Raw genomic sequence first — 15,856 nt, forward strand, 5'->3', positions numbered from 1 at the left:
AATCGCTTCTCCGAAATAGGAACACCGGTGACCGTCCGCCTCTCATAACATCTTCAAGTAAAAGCGCGGTTATGCTCTCGCGACGTTATGCAACAAAGCCGATCAACTGCCTTGTGAGGGCGCAGGTGATACGGAATAGACGAGCCGCTCATTTCTTAATGCGTTTCAGTGCGTCGTAGAATGCGGCGTCGCCGACCTCGGAGTTCGTCGCCTGTTGATCGTCGAAATAGTGTTTTTTCAGCTTTGCAATATCGTCCTTGTCGGCGGTAAAGCTGACGCGCGCAGTTCGGGTTTCGTTCACAGGTACGGGTAATTTGACTTCCGACCGCTTCATCGTGGCGAATTTCCGAACCTGACCCGTCGATACCTCCTGAGCCATCGTACGCAGCGCCGACAATTCGACGTATCGGCTATTCTGGTAAATGCTGTCCAAATCTCTCTCGTGCTTCTTCCACCTGTAGGTGAAGCTCGTGAGATTTTTGGTTGCCTCTCGCATGAGGTCTTTGACTTCGGCATAGACATTCGAGGCCGCGTCGATTCCCCGCTTGGTAGTCGTTAGGGGCAACTTTGACGGATCGTCCGAGTGCAGAAGCACCAAGCCGGTGATCGCAATGAACTGCCCATGATAGTTGGGAACGGTGGCCTCGCCCCAGCCGGTCAGCCGAGTGGTATCCTTCCAGATCACGACGCGATCATTGCAGGCGACGGTCCAACCAGCGTCGTCTTTGACACCTCTGGTTTGCTCTTCTCGATCGGCTTCCTCTTCTGTGAGGAGCTTGCGGTAGAGGCCAGCATATATTTCAACCTTCACCCCATCGAGTACCCCGAAATAGGTGAACGGCTGGACTCGGCTGCCGTCAGGTAGCGCATCGGTCTCCAGCAGCCGGAATCCGGCTCCGGCGATCGGCTCGGCTCCCGCCACGATTTCCTCTTCCGTGCCGACGCGAACCTCGAACCCCTTGCTGATGATGATCGCGTAGTGGCGAGAGATGCTGTTTCTAAAAGACTCGATCCACGTTTTCTCAGCGAAGGCCTTTTTGCATTCATCATGAAGCTGAAAGACGGTTATGCGCGTACCGCCATCAACAAGTTCGCCATCCTTTAGCGGAAACATTGGCAGATCAGTCCACCCGCGATCACTCATCCATTCTGGGCTGAACTCTACGGTGAAGCCTTCATCATGGCGTGACTCCACGAGCGCGTCCGTCCCCAGCTTGAAGATCGCCCGCTTCATGCCGATGCCGTACATACCGACTGTGGCCGCAGCGGCCAACTGCTCGACATCCTCGTCAGGCGGACGGCCCATCGAGAAAGCGTACTTCTCGGCGACACTCTTCGGAATGCCGCCGCAATTGTCCTCGATAATGAAGTAATTGGCGTCGAAGGTCATAGTGGCCCTGTAGCCAGTGTAGGGCGTATCGCCTTGGACCTCACCAATGCTGCGAAGGATGCCATCGACGCAATTATCCAACAGATCCCAGTTGATCGACGACTGTTCGTCGATTTGCTGACGAGATGCGAACGCTGGCACCCGCTTACCAACGCCACCTATATCAGCATGGGGGCGTACCCCCTCGAAGATCACAAACTGATCCACCGCATGCTGGGTCTGCGAAAGTTGATTGCGTTTGATTATGATCCTGAAATCGTCAAACGACAGGTGTTCAATCGTCCGATCGATACTTGTAAATGCGTGTGCCACTCGTCCGGCGATCTGGTCGCCAATCTCGACGCGGTTCTCGCCGATGCCGGCTATGCAGATGCATCGAATTTGATCGTTTGGTTGGATTATACCTCGCCCGCGGAACTCGGCGAGCAAATCCGCGAGTTCGTAACGTTGCTGGACAAGCTCAAGCTTGGCGACGTGGTGCGCATTACCGTCAACGCGAATGCTAGCTCACTCTTTTCACCCAAGCCAGAGAAGGGCGTGCCGACGATGCCCGGCGAGGAGGTTCGGAAGGTCAGATTCGAGAAACTGAGCGAACGGATAGGTGACTACCTTCCCGCCGATGCAGAAGCGGAGATGATGACGGACGAACTGCTTCCCGCGGTGCTTAGCAGGGCTGTTGGCGCTGCTGCGCTGAAGGCCTTCCCCACGTCAGGGGCCAATACCTTCGCACCGCTTTCCATCGTGCGCTATGCCGATGGTCAGCAGATGCTCTCGCTCACAGGAATCGTCGTTCCACGAGACCAAGAAGCAGAAATGAGGGATAAGTTGGACCTCCCATCGTGGCGTTTCGCCTCAAGAGATTGGAGCGAAGTGCGCCTTTTGACCGTGCCCGATCTGACAATACGAGAAAGGCTTTTTCTAGAGCGCGCCATTGGAACCACTGCTTTACCAGATATAAAGAAACATCTCGGCTTCGACTTTGGCGCTTTGGAGGTCGGAGAAGCGTTCTTGAACGACTATGAGCACTATTATCGCTTCTATCCCAATCTGCTGGCATCTGAAATTTAGTGAGTGGCGTGGCGGCAATTCGCCAACCTAACGAAGGTCCGTTTTTCACAACCCGCCATCCGAAAGCAGACAATCTGCTCGCAGCCCGTCTCCACCCCCCACTTCCCCCAAACCCCCACCCGCGCTAAGGCCCGCCACGACTCTCGCTTCCGCCCACCCCGGGCGCGCCCGCGCGGCATGCTGCCGCCTCCCCGCCGCGCTCGAGAGGCCATTTGGAAAGGACCCGCATGACTGCCATCGGCCAGGATACGCTCGGCACCCGCGCCACGCTCGACGTGAACGGCGCGCGCTACGATTATTACAGCCTCGCCACCGCCGCGGCGAAGCTGGGCGATATCAGCCGGTTGCCCTTCTCGATGAAGGTGCTGCTCGAAAATCTGCTGCGTTTCGAGGACGGCGTCACCGTTACGACCGCGGATGTGCAGGCGATCATCGACTGGCAGCAGGAGCGCAAGTCCGACCGCGAAGTGCAATATCGTCCCGCACGCGTGCTGATGCAGGATTTCACCGGCGTCCCCTGCGTGGTCGATCTCGCGGCGATGCGCGATGCGATCACCAAGCTCGGCGGCGATGCCGCGAAGATCAATCCGCTCGTCCCCGTCCACCTCGTGATCGATCACTCGGTGATGGTCGACGAATTCGGCACGCCCAAGGCGTTCGCCGATAACGTCGAGCTCGAATATCAGCGCAATAATGAGCGCTACGAGTTCCTCAAATGGGGGTCGAAGGCGCTCGACAATTTCAAGGTCGTGCCGCCGGGGACGGGGATTTGCCATCAAGTGAACCTTGAGAACCTCGCCCAGACGGTGTGGTCCTCGGTCGCGCCCGACGGGACCACGATCGCCTATCCCGACACCTGCGTCGGCACCGACAGCCACACCACGATGGTCAACGGCCTCGGCGTGCTCGGCTGGGGCGTCGGCGGGATCGAGGCCGAGGCCGCGATGCTCGGCCAGCCCGTCTCGATGCTCATCCCCGAAGTCGTCGGCTTCAAGCTCCACGGCAGCCTCGCCGAGGGCATCACCGCGACCGATCTCGTGCTGACGGTCACGCAAATGCTGCGCGCCAAGGGTGTGGTCGGCCGTTTCGTCGAGTTCTACGGCCCCGGCCTCGATGCGCTGGCGCTCGCCGATCGCGCGACGATTGCCAATATGGCGCCCGAATATGGCGCGACCTGCGGCTTCTTCCCGATCGACGACGCGACGCTCACCTATCTGCGCCTCACCGGCCGGACCGAGGAGAACATCGCGCTGGTCGAGGCCTATGCGCGCGCGCAGGGCATGTGGCGGCTGGCCGATGCGCCCGATCCGGTGTTCACCGACACGCTCGAACTCGACATGGCCAATGTCGTCCCCTCGCTCGCCGGCCCCAAGCGCCCGCAGGACAAGGTCATCCTCACCGAGGTCGACGACACGTTCAACGCCGATCTGGCGAAGGTCTATCACCACGCCACGGCCAAGCGCGTGCCTGTCGAGGGCCGCGACCATGACATTGGCGACGGCGACGTGGTGATCGCCGCGATCACCAGTTGCACCAACACCTCGAACCCCTCGGTGCTGGTTGCGGCCGGTCTGGTTGCGCGGAAGGCCAATGCGTTCGGTCTCAAGCCCAAGCCCTGGGTCAAGACCTCGCTCGCGCCGGGTAGCCAGGTGGTGACCGACTATCTCGACAAGGCCGGGCTGACCGCGGATTTGAACGCGGTCGGCTTCAACCTCGTGGGTTATGGCTGCACCACTTGCATCGGCAATTCGGGGCCGTTGGCGCCGGCAATCTCGGCTGCGATCAACGAAAACGACATCGTCGCGGCGTCGGTCCTCTCGGGCAACCGAAATTTCGAAGGCCGCGTCTCGCCCGACGTGCGCGCCAACTTCCTGGCGTCGCCGCCCTTGGTCGTCGCTTATGCGTTGAAGGGCACCGTGACCGAAGATTTCACGACCACGCCGATCGGTCAGGCGACCGATGGCACCGACGTGTATCTCAAGGACCTCTGGCCCACGAATGCGGAGATCCGCGCGGTCATGGATTCGAACATCGACCGTGAAATGTTCCAATCGCGCTATTCGAGCGTCTTCCTAGGCGACGCCAAATGGCAGGCCATCGCGATCGAAGGATCGGACACCTACGCTTGGCCGCCAGCCTCGACCTATATCGCCAATCCGCCGTATTTCGATGGAATGTCAATGACTCCCGCGCCGGTGCAGGACATCATCGAGGCACGCCCGCTGGCGATCCTCGGCGATTCGATCACCACCGATCACATCTCCCCGGCAGGCTCGATCAAAGCCGATTCCCCGGCGGGTGCGTGGCTGCTTGATCGGCAAGTTTCTCGTGGAGATTTCAATAGTTACGGCGCTCGCCGCGGCAATGACAACGTCATGGTCCGGGGCACCTTCGCGAATATTCGCATCAAGAATGAGATGGTTCCGGGCGTCGAAGGCGGCATGTCGTCGTACAAGGGCGAGACCATGCCGATCTACGACGCTGCAATGCGCTTCAAGGCCGACGGCACGCCGCTGGTGGTCATCGCGGGCAAGGAATATGGCACCGGCTCGTCGCGCGACTGGGCAGCCAAGGGCACCAATTTGCTCGGCGTGCGGGCGGTCATCACCGAAAGCTTCGAGCGGATTCATCGCTCGAATCTGGTCGGTATGGGCGTCCTACCGTTGCAGTTTGCCGAAGGAGTCGATCGCAAGACGTTGAAATTGGACGGTTCTGAGAGCTTCACGATCATGAAGGTCGCCGAAATCCGCCCGCGTCAGGATGTCGAGGTCACGCTCACCCGCGCCGATGGCACGGTCGAAATTTTCCTCACCCGCTGCCGGATCGATACCGTCAACGAGCTGGAATATTTCCTCAACGGCGGCATTCTGCAATACGTATTGCGCAAGCTGGCGGCATGACGTTGGCGGTCGAGGTGATTGGATGGGCAGCCGCGCTGCTCATCCTGGCCTCGTACCTGCTGGTCTCGACCGGCAAGCTCTCGGGTCAGTCGGCAACGTTTCAATGGATGAATGTCGGCGGTGCCGCGGGGTTTATCGTCAATAGCGGCTGGCACGCAGCATGGCCCTCGACGACGCTCAACATCGCATGGGCGGCGATCGGGTTGGTCACGCTGTGGCGGATCGCGCGCGGTCGCATCGCGCCGACGCGCTAACGGAAATGCCCGCCGCGAGGGTGAATCGCGGCGGGCATCCTTTCCTCCCCAGGAAACTTTCAACGCCTGTTTGCTTGGTCGCAGATTTACAAAGTCTGCTCCAGAGCCAATCCGGTCGTGGGCGAAGTCCGCTATATTGGCGTCACCTACCAGCCAAATTAGCGCTTCAGCAAAGTCGTTCTGTGCGGTCCGCACTCGATCACCTTGTAGTATTGTAAAAAACATCACAAACAGGCCATAACCCAATCGGCGCCCGTTCGCGCGCGCGAAGTCATGACGGAAAAGGGGACAGGACATGGCCGACCGCAAGCTGTTTGCCGGACATGCCATTCGCCGAATGCGGCGGCAGGCGGGGTTGACGCAAGCCGCGATGGCCGAGGTGCTGACGATCAGCCCGAGCTACCTCAATCTGGTCGAGAAGAACCAGCGGCCGTTATCGGCCTCGCTGATCGTCAAGCTCGCCGAAAGCTTCGATTTCGATCCGCGCGCGCTGGCCGCGGGCGAGCCGGGCGGGGGCGAGGCGGCGTTGCGGCGTCGGCTCGCCGATCCGATGTTCGCCGATCTCGAAATCGACCGTAACGAGCTTGAGGAATGGCTGGCGGGTGCACCAGGCGGCGCTGAAGCCTTCGCGCGAGCCTTTGACCGGATCGGAGCAGGGAGCGTCGATGCAAGCGCGGCGAGCGATCCGGTCAGCGAAGTGCGCCGCGAAATCGAGCGGTGGCGGGGGCATTTCGCCGATCTCGATGCGATGGCGGAGACGCTGGCCGACGAGCTCCGCCTCGGTGCGGGCGACCTGTACGGCGCAATTGCCGAGCGGTTGCGTGTCAAACATCAACTGACGATCCGCGTGCTGCCGGTCGACGTCATGCCCGACATGTTGCGGCGCACCGATCTCCACGCGCGGCAATTGCAATTGTCCGAAACGCTCGATCCGGCGTCGCGCACCTTTGCGGTTGCGTTTCAGCTCGCGCAGATCGAGGCGCGCGGCGAAATCGATGGGCTGGCCAAGGGGGCAGGGTTTACCGATCGCGCGTCCGAACGGCTGTATCGCCGTCATCTCGCGAGCTATTTCGCCGCAGCCGTGATGATGCCGTATGCGCGCTTCCTACGGGCATGTGAGGCGACCGGCTATGATATCGAACTGCTCCAGCGCCGTTTCGGCGCGGGGTTCGAGCAGGTCGCGCACCGCTTGACGACGCTCCAACGGATTGGCGCGCGCGGGCTTCCCTTCTTTCTGGTGCGGATCGATCGGGCAGGGCAGGCGTCGAAACGCTTTTCGGGCGCGAGCGGATCGCCACTCGCCGAGGCGGAAGGTCGCTGCCCGCTGTGGCGGTTGCACACCGCGTTCGACCGTCCCGGCGCGCTTGCCGTGCAAATCGTGGAACTGGAGGACGAGACGCGCTGGCTGACGATCGCGCGCACCGTTACCCCGCAGGGGCGGCGCTATGGTGCGGTGCCAGCCGAGTTCGCGGTCGGGCTTGGCGTCGCGGCCGCATTAGGCGGCACGATGGCGGTGGCGCGCGGACTCGATTTGAAGGGCGAGGCGACCCCGGTCGGTCTGGGCTGCCGCGCGTGTGGACGCGGTAACTGCCCGCAACGCTCGCTCCCGCCCGCCGGTCGCGCGCTGGTGTTGAACGAACGCGAACGCGGGGTGAGTGCATTTACCTTCGGTGGCGATTGAGGTTGTGCGGAGTCGTCCCACGCGCGTGCGATGTCATGAAAGGTCGGTCCGGCCGCTCGCGGGTCGGTTACAGGGCAACCTATTGAACGCTTTCGTAACAATCTTTGTAACTTCGATTAAACTTTTGTCTCAAACAGTGTACTGCGACCGCATCGTCGATCAGCCACTGGGTTTCGGCGGCTGAGAGACACTCGTGCTCCCCCTCGATGGGAGCATGATGTCAAAACTAACCCTTACGAAGTATCTGGCGAAGATTGAGCGGCGCGTGCCGCTTTCGCCCCCCGCGCGCGAAGCGTTCTTGTCGATGCCCGCAGAGAGCCAGGACTTTGCCGCCTATCGCGATGTCATCAAGGAGGGGGAACGCCCGCATTTGGCTTCCTTTGTCGAAAGCGGGCTGGTGAGCCGGTATCAGACATTGCGCGGTGGTGAACGGCAGATCATGTCGTTCCACATTGCGGGTGACTTGGTGGACCTGCAATCGGCCTTGGTCGTGATCGCAGACCATGGCGTGCGCACGCATTGCGCTACGCGGATCGTTACGGTTGCCCATGCCGACGTCCTTCGCGCGGCCGCGAATTACCCCGAGCTCGGGCGGGCATTTTGGTTCGACACGCTCAGCGACGCAGCGATTTTTCGAGAATGGACGATCAATCTCGGACGGCGCAAATCGCATGAGCGCACCGCGCATCTGATCCTCGAAATGGCAGCGCTCTATGAGCGAGCCGGATTAGCCGAGGATGATACATTCGAATTTCCCATTACCCAGAGCGACCTTTCGGATGCTTTGGGAATGACCGCGATCCACCTCAACCGCGTGCTGCAATCGCTACGACGGGACCGGCTGATTCGAACGCATGCCCGGTCCATCACGATCGAAAACAGGGCGGCCCTTACCGCCCTGGCGGGATTCGACCCGCGCTATCTTCACCCTGAGGGAATGCGCGAAAGCAACGATTTCGGCGGCCATCTCGAGCGAAACGCACCCGAGGGTACGCCCCAAAGCAACGATCTCGACGGCCGTTTCGAGCGCTGCGTCTGAGGATCCGATCGCTCGGTCCGTGACGAACGCGGAATATCGGGCGCCACCTGATCTGATCGTCTCTGCGAAGGCGGCCTACGGGGCGGCGACGCCCGCCGAGGCGCGCTTGGTGACGCAACGCGCCGCGTTGCGCAGATGCTGTGTAAATAAGTTGCAATATTTCAAGCCATCACAGCGATAATTGACCGCTAAACGCTAACATTGACCGATATCTCGGGAGATAACGTGTAAATATCGATACTGGGAGGGCATGCCAATGAGGAATTGCGCCATGACCTACCAGACCGACATCACGCAGACCGCCAGCCTGATCCAAAGCTATAACGGCACTTGGGACGGCATCGACGCCGAAAGCGTCGCACGCATGCGCGTCCAGAACCGCTTCCAAACCGGGCTCGACATCGCGCGTTACACCGCCGCGATCATGCGCCGCGATATGGCGGCCTATGATGCCGATTCTGCGAAATACACGCAGTCATTGGGGTGCTGGCACGGGTTCATCGGTCAGCAGAAGATGATCAGCATCAAGAAGCATTTCGGATCGACCGAGCGGCGCTACCTGTACCTGTCCGGCTGGATGGTGGCGGCGCTCCGCAGCGAATTCGGGCCGTTGCCCGATCAATCGATGCATGAGAAGACCAGCGTCCCCGCGTTGATCGAGGAGCTCTATACCTTCCTGCGCCAGGCCGATGCGCGGGAATTGGGCATGATGTTTCGCGATCTCGACGCGGCGCGCGCCGCCGGCAATGCGATTGAGGAACAACGCCTGCTCAACGCGATCGACGGGTATCAGACGCATGTCGTGCCGATCATCGCTGATATCGATGCGGGCTTCGGCAATGCCGAGGCGACGTATCTGCTCGCCAAGAAGATGATCGAAGCGGGGGCCTGCGCGCTTCAGATCGAAAATCAGGTCAGCGACGAAAAGCAGTGCGGGCATCAGGATGGCAAAGTCACGGTGCCGCACGAGGACTTCCTCGCGAAGGTGCGCGCGTGCCGTTACGCCTTTCTGGAACTCGGCGTCGAGGACGGCATCATCGTCACGCGCACCGACTCCTTGGGGGCCGGCCTGACCAAACAGATCGCCGTATCGAAGGAAGCGGGCGATCTGGGTGACCAATATAATAGCTATCTCGATTGCGAGGAAGTGACCGACCTTTCGACGATCAACGGTGACGTGGTGATCAACCGTGGCGGCACGCTGATGAAGCCTAAGCGGCTGCCATCGAACCTGTTCCAGTTCCGCGCTGGCACTGGCGAGGATCGCTGCGTGATGGACTGCATCGCGTCGCTGCAAAACGGCGCCGACCTGTTGTGGATCGAAACCGAGAAGCCGCACATCGATCAGATCGCCGGCATGGTCGACCGTATTCGTGAGGTTATCCCCAACGCCAAGCTGGTCTACAACAATTCGCCAAGCTTCAATTGGACGCTCAACTTTCGTCAGCAAGTCTATGATGCGTGGGTTGCGGCGGGTGCCGACGTGTCAGCCTATGACCGCGCGAAGCTGATGTCGGTCGATTATGACGGCACGCCGCTGGGCGACGAAGCCGATGAGCGCATTCGCACCTTTCAGCGGGATGCGGCGGCGCGGGCGGGGATTTTCCACCACCTGATCACGCTGCCGACCTATCACACCGCGGCGCTGTCGACCGATAATCTCGCCAAGGAATATTTCGGCGCGGCGGGGATGCTCGGCTATGTGAAGGGCGTGCAGCGCAAGGAAATCCGCGAGGGGATCGCTTGCGTCAAGCATCAGAACATGTCCGGCTCGGATATGGGCGACGACCATAAAGAGTATTTTGCGGGCGAGGCGGCGCTCAAGGCCGGCGGCGCGCACAACACGATGAACCAGTTCGCGGCGTGATGCAGTAGCCGAAGCGTAAGCTGCGGCACGCCCGCATCACGCCCGCATCACGCCCGGTCGACGGCGGGTCACCTGACCCGCCGTTGACGTGCGGCTTTGCCGCGCCGGTCCGACCACTAATTTCACCCCCGGAACAAAACCCGCTCCCCGCAGCTTCTGCCCCGATGCAAGCTGCTTTCCCCGCAATAACCCCGCGCCTGACCCATGCCCGCGCGCGCTGGCGCATTAAACTGACCTATTGGTGGCGGCACGGGCGCTGGCCCGATCTCGACGACCCGCGCACCTTCACCGAGTTGGTGCAGGCGCGCAAACTTGCCGGGGCCAATGCGGCGATGGCGCGGATGGCGGACAAGGTTGCCGCCAAGGCGATCGTGGCCGCGCAATTGGGCTCGGACTGGCTGATCCCAACGCTGTGGCACGGGACCGAGCTGCCCGATCGGCCTGTCTGGCCGACGCCGTTCGTGGTCAAGGCGCGGCACGGCTGCAACCAGACTACGTTTGTCCTGAACGACGCGGCCGATTGGGATGCCGCACGGGCGCGTGGCAAACGCTGGATGGCGTCGGATTATGGGTATTGGCTCGACGAGGATTTATACGCGCGGATCCCGCGTGGGTTGATCGTCGAGCCGTTTATGGGGCCGCCCCCCGCGCTGCCGATCGATTACAAATTCTACGTGTTCGCAGGCCGCGTCGAATATGTGCAGGTGCATCTCGGGCGCGGCGGGCGGCATCGCTGGATTCTGCTCGACCGCAACTGGCACCGGGTCTCAGCCGCGAGCGCCGATCCCGACCCGGTCGCGCCCGCATCGCTTGCGCGCATGATTGTGGCGGCCGAGGTGCTCGCCAAAGCGACCGATTTCCTCCGCGTCGATCTGTACGAGATTGGCGGGCGACCGTTGTTCGGCGAGATGACGTTCTATCCCGGGTCTGGGCTCGACCGGTTCGATCCGGTCGCGCTCGACCATCGGCTTGGCGCGCATTGGCTCCGCGCGCTGGCGCAGGAGCCCGAACGGGCGGCGGCCTAGACGCCCGCCACGGTCAGCCGATCGAGTTGCTCGGCCGTCAGCACCAAATCCACCGACCCGAGCAATTCCTCGATCTGCGCCACGCTCGTCGCGCTTGCGATCGGCGCGGTGATCGCAGGTTGCGCGGCAAGCCAGGCGAGCGCGATTTGCGCGAGTGTCGCGCCGGTTTCCTCGGCGGCCGAATCCATCGCAGCCAGCACCGCGGGTCCTGTGCCGTCCATGAACGCCTGCATTCGCCCACCGCGTACGCTTTTGCCGAAGTCAGCGGCGCTGCGATATTTGCCGGTGAGGTAGCCCGAGGCGATGCCGTAATACGGCACCGCGCCGATATTGTGCTCGACGCAATAATTCTGCAGTTCGCCCTCGAATTTGTGGCGGCTGACGAGGTTATATTCAGGTTGCAGCACGTGGTAATGCGGCAAACCATGGATGCGCGCGGCATCGTTCGCCGATTTCAGCCGCGCGGCGTGGAAATTTGACGCCCCGATCGCGCGGACCTTGCCCGCGTCGATCAGCTTCGAAAATGCGGCAAGCGCATCCTCCTGCGCTACGGCATCGTCATCCTGATGCGCGAAATACAGGTCGATCGTGTCGATGCCGAGCCGTTGCAGCGAGGCGTCGCACGCCGCCGCAATCCGCTTGGGCGCGAGTTTTTCGCCGCCGTCGCCGGGCAGCATGCCAACCTTGGTCGCAATCTGCACCCGGTCGCGCTTGCCCGATTGTTTGAGCCACGCGCCGATTACGCTTTCGGACTCCCCGCCCTTATGGCCGGGGACCCAAGCCGAATAGACATCGGCGGTGTCGATCATCGTCCCGCCACCCGCGACGAACGCGTCGAGCACGGCGAAACTGGTCGCCTCGTCCGCGGTCCAGCCGAAGACGTTGCCGCCCAGCACCAGCGGCGCGATGTGGAGATCGGTCGCGCCCAAGCGGCGAAGAGTCGTCATTGCGGCTGGCTTTCATTGCCGCCGCCGTCTTCATCGACGATTTCGGCGGCGTTGGTGTTCATCGTATTGGCATCGAGCGAAGCTGCGGCTTCGTTGAGGGCCTGTTCCTCGCCCGGTGGCGCGCCGGTCGAGGAGGTCGCGCCCGAGCAAGCCGCAAGCGTCAACAGCAGTGCGAGGACCCCGGCTTGCTTCATTCCTGAATCTCGTTGCCCAGATCCTTCAAGGCCGCGCCGGTCTTGTCGGCGACGCGGTCGGCCTTGTTACCGAGCACGTCCCCCGCCTTGTCGATCCGCGATTCGGCCGCACCCAACGCCGCGTCGGTATCCGAGACCGCTTCGGCCGTGGTCGCATTCGCATCGGCTTCGACAGCATTGGCGGCTTCCGCGACTTCGTTCTGCGCCTTGGGGCTGCACGCGGCGAGGGCGAGGGCGGTAAGCGCGAAAAGCGGCAGGATGCGGACGGTTTTCATGAAATGGCTCTCCTGATGGCTGGCACGACGGTATCGGAGGGTTAGAACCCGCGCAATCGCTTCCGGGTCCACGCCAAGTGCGTTGACGACATATAAAGATATCTTTATATGTCGTTGGCAGAATGAAAACGCCGTGACCATTGCCCTTGATGTCTTCCGCGCGCTCGCCGACGCGACGCGTCTTCGCATCCTGGCATTGCTGCGCACGATGGAGCTGTCGGTCGGCGAGCTTGCGCAAGTGCTCGGGCAAAGCCAGCCGCGCGTCAGCCGCCATGTGAAAATCCTGTGCGACGCCGGGATTGCGGAACGCCGCAAGGAGGGCAGCTGGGTGTTCGTGGCGCTTGGCAGCGGCGCGACGGTCGGCCCGGTGATCGGCGCGCTCGACCAATGGGCCGCGATCGAGCCCGATCATTGGGCGGTGGCCGATGCTGCACGTCTGGCGGCGGTGCGCGCCGACCGGGCGGCGTCGGCGGCCAATTGGTTCGAGGCGAATGCCGGTCAATGGGATGCGATTCGTTCGCTTCATATTGCCGAAAGCGAAGTCGAGGCGGCGATCTCGGCGGTGCTCGGCGATGCGCCGATCGGGCAGTTGATCGATATCGGTACTGGCACCGGGCGGATGCTCGAATTGTTCGCTGGCCGGGCCGATCACGCCTTAGGAATCGACCGTAGCTCGGAAATGCTGCGGCTGGCACGCGCGAAGCTATCGGAGCGCGGACTCGCCAATACCGAGCTGCGGCAGGCCGATTTGTACGCGCTGCCGCTCGGCGATGACGCGGCGGATGTCGCAATCATCCACCATGTTCTGCATTTCGCGCAGCAGCCAGGCGCCGCGATCGCCGAGGCGGCGCGCGTGCTGACCGCTGGCGGGCGTTTGCTCATCGCGGATTTCGCCGCGCATGATCGCGAGGAATTGCGCACCAAGGACGGTCATACCCGGCTTGGGTTTACCGACGATCAGATGGCGACGTGGTTTGCAGCGGCGGGGCTCGCCGCGTTGCGGATCGAGACGCTGGGCGGTGGCGAATTGACGGTGAAATTGTGGCTCGCGCGCAAAGTGGGACGTATAATGAACGAAGTGAGGGCGGCATGACGGTTTCAGTGAGGCAAATGGAGGAAGCGCGCCACGCACTGGCGACGCCGCTGTTCGCCGATCTGGCGGGCGATGCGCGGGTCAGCTTCGAATTCTTCCCGCCCAAGACCGAGAAGATGGAAGAGACGCTGTGGCAATCGCTGCAGACGCTCTCACCGCTTGGCCCCCGTTTCGTGTCGGTGACCTATGGCGCGGGCGGCACCACGCGCGAGCGGACGCATGCGACGGTCGCGCGGGTCGCGCGCGATACCGCTATTCCGGCGGCGGCGCATTTGACCTGCGTTGCAGCGACGCGCGACGAGATCGATGCCGTCGCCGATGCCTATTGGCAGGCGGGGGTGCGGCATATCGTCGCGCTGCGCGGTGATTCGCCGGTGCCGGGGGAAAAATTCCAGTCGCCGGTTGGTGGCTATGCCAATGCGGTCGAACTGGTCGAGGGTCTGCGCAAACTTCACCCGTTTGAGATTTCGGTTTCTGCCTATCCCGAATGCCATCCGGATTCGGTCGATGCGGCGGCGGATATCGACAATCTTAAGCGCAAGTTGGATGCGGGTGCCACGCGCGCGATCACGCAATTCTTCCATGAGGCGGAGACCTTTTTCCGCTTTCGCGATGTCGCGACCAAGGCCGGCGTAACGGCCGAGATCGTGCCAGGGATTATGCCGATCGTGAATTTCGGGGCGGTGCAGCGGATGTCGGCGATGTGCGGCACGGTCGTGCCGCCATGGATGGGTACGCTGTTCGAAGGGCTCGACGACCATCCTGCCGCGCGACAGCTTGTGTCGGCGACGATCGCTGCCGAGCTGTGTCGTCGGCTCTACGCCGGTGGGGTACGCGACCTGCATTTCTACACGCTCAACCGCGCCGAGCTGAGCTATGCGATCTGCCATTTGCTGGGGATCCGGGCGAAGGTTCCGGTGCCTGCGCGAGCCGAAGCGGCGTAATCTAATTCCCCTCCCGCTTGCGGGAGGGGTTAGGGGAGGGCCTGTAACGAGGCGGCTCCCGAGACATTCCCTCCCCCGACCCCTCCCGCAAGCGGGAGGGGAGAAGGACAAGACAATGACCATCCGCGAAACATTCCTCGCCGAAGCTGCCAAGCGCATCCTCATCACCGACGGCGCGTTCGGGACCGAGATCCAGAATTGGAAATTGTCCGAGGCGGACTATGCCGGGTCGCTCGGCCTCGCCAAGGACCAGAAGGGCAATAATGACATCCTCGCGCTGACCAAGCCCGAAGTGCCCGAGACGATCCACCGCGCCTATTTTGAGGCAGGCGCCGACATTGCCGAGACAAACACCTTCTCCGCCAACCGCATCAGCCAGGCCGATTATGCCGCTGAAGGGCTGGTGCGCGAGATCAACCTCGAAAGTGCGCGGCTGGCACGCCGGATTGCCGACGAATATCAGGCCAAGGACGGGCGTCCGCGCTTCGTCGCTGGGGCGGTGGGGCCGACCAACAAGACGCTGTCGCTTTCGCCCGATGTCAACGATCCCGGCTTTCGCGAAATCGACTTTGATTATCTGAAGGACGTGTATCGCGAACAGATCAATGCGTTGCTGGAAGGCGGTGCGGATTTCATCCTGATCGAGACCGTGTTCGACACCTTGAACGCCAAGGCCGGGATCATGGCCGTGCTCGAGGCGGGCGACGCACTCGGGCGCGACGTGCCGATCATGCTGTCGATGACGCTGACCGACCTCTCCGGGCGCAACCTCTCGGGGCATACCGTCGAGGCGTTTTGGCACGCGGTGCGCCATGCGCGGCCAGTGACGATCGGGCTGAATTGCTCGTTCGGTGCCGAGCAGTTGCGTCCTCACGTGCGCACGCTGTCGCAGATTTGCGATACGTTGATCATGGTCTATCCCAACGCTGGCCTGCCCAATGAATTGGGTGAATATGACGAGGCCCCGTATACGACTGCGGGGCTGGTCGGCGAATGGGCGCAGGCGGGCCAAGTCAATGTGCTCGGCGGTTGTTGTGGCTCGACGCCGGCACATATCAAGGCGATTGCCGACGGCGTGGCTGGCCTCGCCCCGCGCGCGGTGCCGATGCCGCCGATCGTCACCCGCCTCGCCGGGCTGGAGCCGATGACGATGGCGGCATAACTCCCTTCCCGCTTGCG

14 protein-coding genes are annotated in these 15,856 nt (G+C 62.1%); 10 read left to right on the forward strand and 4 right to left on the reverse strand.

Going from position 1 to position 15,856, the window contains the following annotated elements; all coding sequences use genetic code 11:
* Positions 1–148 precede the first annotated feature (148 nt).
* Complete coding sequence (locus IEV62_RS13145) at positions 149–1,390, reverse strand: ATP-binding protein (protein WP_373868595.1); 1,242 nt, start codon at positions 1,388–1,390, stop codon at positions 149–151.
* A gap of 33 nt (positions 1,391–1,423) precedes the next feature.
* On the opposite strand from IEV62_RS13145, the gene IEV62_RS13150 reads away from it, so the two are divergent.
* From IEV62_RS13150 to IEV62_RS13180, 7 genes are all read left to right on the forward strand, one after another.
* Positions 1,424–2,458 carry an O-methyltransferase gene (locus tag IEV62_RS13150; RefSeq protein WP_229733140.1) on the forward strand — a complete coding sequence of 345 codons (1,035 nt, stop codon included), beginning with the start codon at positions 1,424–1,426 and terminating at the stop codon, positions 2,456–2,458.
* A 227-nt stretch (positions 2,459–2,685) separates the two neighbouring features.
* Positions 2,686–5,358 carry an aconitate hydratase AcnA gene (acnA, locus tag IEV62_RS13155; protein WP_188448215.1) on the forward strand — a complete coding sequence of 891 codons (2,673 nt, stop codon included), beginning with the start codon at positions 2,686–2,688 and terminating at the stop codon, positions 5,356–5,358.
* Positions 5,355–5,612 (forward strand): CBU_0592 family membrane protein, encoded by a 258-nt coding sequence (locus IEV62_RS13160; protein WP_188448217.1) that lies wholly within the window; start codon positions 5,355–5,357, stop codon positions 5,610–5,612. Before acnA ends, IEV62_RS13160 begins: the two co-directional genes overlap by 4 nt.
* A gap of 295 nt (positions 5,613–5,907) precedes the next feature.
* A complete protein-coding gene (locus IEV62_RS13165; protein WP_188448218.1) occupies positions 5,908–7,293 on the forward strand; it encodes a helix-turn-helix domain-containing protein in 1,386 nt (461 codons plus the stop codon).
* Positions 7,294–7,510: 217 nt separating this feature from the next.
* Positions 7,511–8,332: a Crp/Fnr family transcriptional regulator gene (locus IEV62_RS13170; protein ID WP_188448220.1), complete on the forward strand. Its 822-nt coding sequence runs from the start codon at positions 7,511–7,513 to the stop codon at positions 8,330–8,332.
* Between the two features lie 271 nt (positions 8,333–8,603).
* Positions 8,604–10,199 (forward strand): isocitrate lyase, encoded by a 1,596-nt coding sequence (locus tag IEV62_RS13175; protein WP_188448221.1) that lies wholly within the window; start codon positions 8,604–8,606, stop codon positions 10,197–10,199.
* A gap of 164 nt (positions 10,200–10,363) precedes the next feature.
* A complete protein-coding gene (locus IEV62_RS13180) occupies positions 10,364–11,224 on the forward strand; it encodes an ATP-grasp fold amidoligase family protein (RefSeq protein ID WP_188448223.1) in 861 nt (286 codons plus the stop codon).
* Here the strand turns inward: IEV62_RS13180 and IEV62_RS13185 are convergent.
* From IEV62_RS13185 to IEV62_RS13195, 3 genes are read right to left on the reverse strand one after another with little or no spacing between them, the layout of a single operon-like run.
* A complete protein-coding gene (locus IEV62_RS13185) occupies positions 11,221–12,171 on the reverse strand; it encodes an aldo/keto reductase (RefSeq protein ID WP_188448225.1) in 951 nt (316 codons plus the stop codon). The genes IEV62_RS13180 and IEV62_RS13185 overlap by 4 nt on opposite strands.
* A complete protein-coding gene (locus IEV62_RS13190; RefSeq protein WP_188448227.1) occupies positions 12,168–12,365 on the reverse strand; it encodes a hypothetical protein in 198 nt (65 codons plus the stop codon). The genes IEV62_RS13185 and IEV62_RS13190 overlap by 4 nt, the downstream gene beginning before the upstream one ends.
* Positions 12,362–12,640, reverse strand: a complete 279-nt coding sequence (locus IEV62_RS13195; RefSeq protein WP_188448229.1) for a hypothetical protein — start codon at positions 12,638–12,640, stop codon at positions 12,362–12,364. The genes IEV62_RS13190 and IEV62_RS13195 overlap by 4 nt, the downstream gene beginning before the upstream one ends.
* A gap of 133 nt (positions 12,641–12,773) precedes the next feature.
* Here IEV62_RS13195 and IEV62_RS13200 point away from each other — a divergent pair, with 133 nt between their 5' ends.
* From IEV62_RS13200 to IEV62_RS13210, 3 genes are all read left to right on the forward strand, one after another.
* Entirely contained in the window at positions 12,774–13,733 is a 960-nt protein-coding gene (locus tag IEV62_RS13200; protein ID WP_188448231.1) for an ArsR/SmtB family transcription factor, read from the forward strand.
* Positions 13,730–14,677: a methylenetetrahydrofolate reductase [NAD(P)H] gene (metF, locus tag IEV62_RS13205; protein ID WP_188448233.1), complete on the forward strand. Its 948-nt coding sequence runs from the start codon at positions 13,730–13,732 to the stop codon at positions 14,675–14,677. Before IEV62_RS13200 ends, metF begins: the two co-directional genes overlap by 4 nt.
* 115 nt (positions 14,678–14,792) lie before the next feature.
* Positions 14,793–15,839: a homocysteine S-methyltransferase family protein gene (locus IEV62_RS13210; protein ID WP_188448235.1), complete on the forward strand. Its 1,047-nt coding sequence runs from the start codon at positions 14,793–14,795 to the stop codon at positions 15,837–15,839.
* Positions 15,840–15,856 lie beyond the last annotated feature (17 nt).

It is taken from the genome of Sphingomonas psychrolutea (assembly GCF_014636175.1).
Taxonomy (GTDB): Bacteria; Pseudomonadota; Alphaproteobacteria; order Sphingomonadales; family Sphingomonadaceae; genus Sphingomonas; species Sphingomonas psychrolutea.

Excerpts from the sequence above, each read along its gene's own strand:
- IEV62_RS13145 (WP_373868595.1), bottom strand. The coding sequence starts at position 1,390 with ATGACCTTCGACGCCAATTACTTCATTATCGAGGACAATTGCGGCGGC.
- acnA (WP_188448215.1), top strand. The coding sequence starts at position 2,686 with ATGACTGCCATCGGCCAGGATACGCTCGGCACCCGCGCCACGCTCGAC.
- IEV62_RS13160 (WP_188448217.1), top strand. The coding sequence starts at position 5,355 with ATGACGTTGGCGGTCGAGGTGATTGGATGGGCAGCCGCGCTGCTCATC.
- IEV62_RS13165 (WP_188448218.1), top strand. The coding sequence starts at position 5,908 with ATGGCCGACCGCAAGCTGTTTGCCGGACATGCCATTCGCCGAATGCGG.
- IEV62_RS13170 (WP_188448220.1), top strand. The coding sequence starts at position 7,511 with ATGTCAAAACTAACCCTTACGAAGTATCTGGCGAAGATTGAGCGGCGC.
- IEV62_RS13175 (WP_188448221.1), top strand. The coding sequence starts at position 8,604 with ATGACCTACCAGACCGACATCACGCAGACCGCCAGCCTGATCCAAAGC.
- IEV62_RS13180 (WP_188448223.1), top strand. The coding sequence starts at position 10,364 with ATGCAAGCTGCTTTCCCCGCAATAACCCCGCGCCTGACCCATGCCCGC.
- IEV62_RS13185 (WP_188448225.1), bottom strand. The coding sequence starts at position 12,171 with ATGACGACTCTTCGCCGCTTGGGCGCGACCGATCTCCACATCGCGCCG.
- IEV62_RS13190 (WP_188448227.1), bottom strand. The coding sequence starts at position 12,365 with ATGAAGCAAGCCGGGGTCCTCGCACTGCTGTTGACGCTTGCGGCTTGC.
- IEV62_RS13195 (WP_188448229.1), bottom strand. The coding sequence starts at position 12,640 with ATGAAAACCGTCCGCATCCTGCCGCTTTTCGCGCTTACCGCCCTCGCC.
- metF (WP_188448233.1), top strand. The coding sequence starts at position 13,730 with ATGACGGTTTCAGTGAGGCAAATGGAGGAAGCGCGCCACGCACTGGCG.
- IEV62_RS13210 (WP_188448235.1), top strand. The coding sequence starts at position 14,793 with ATGACCATCCGCGAAACATTCCTCGCCGAAGCTGCCAAGCGCATCCTC.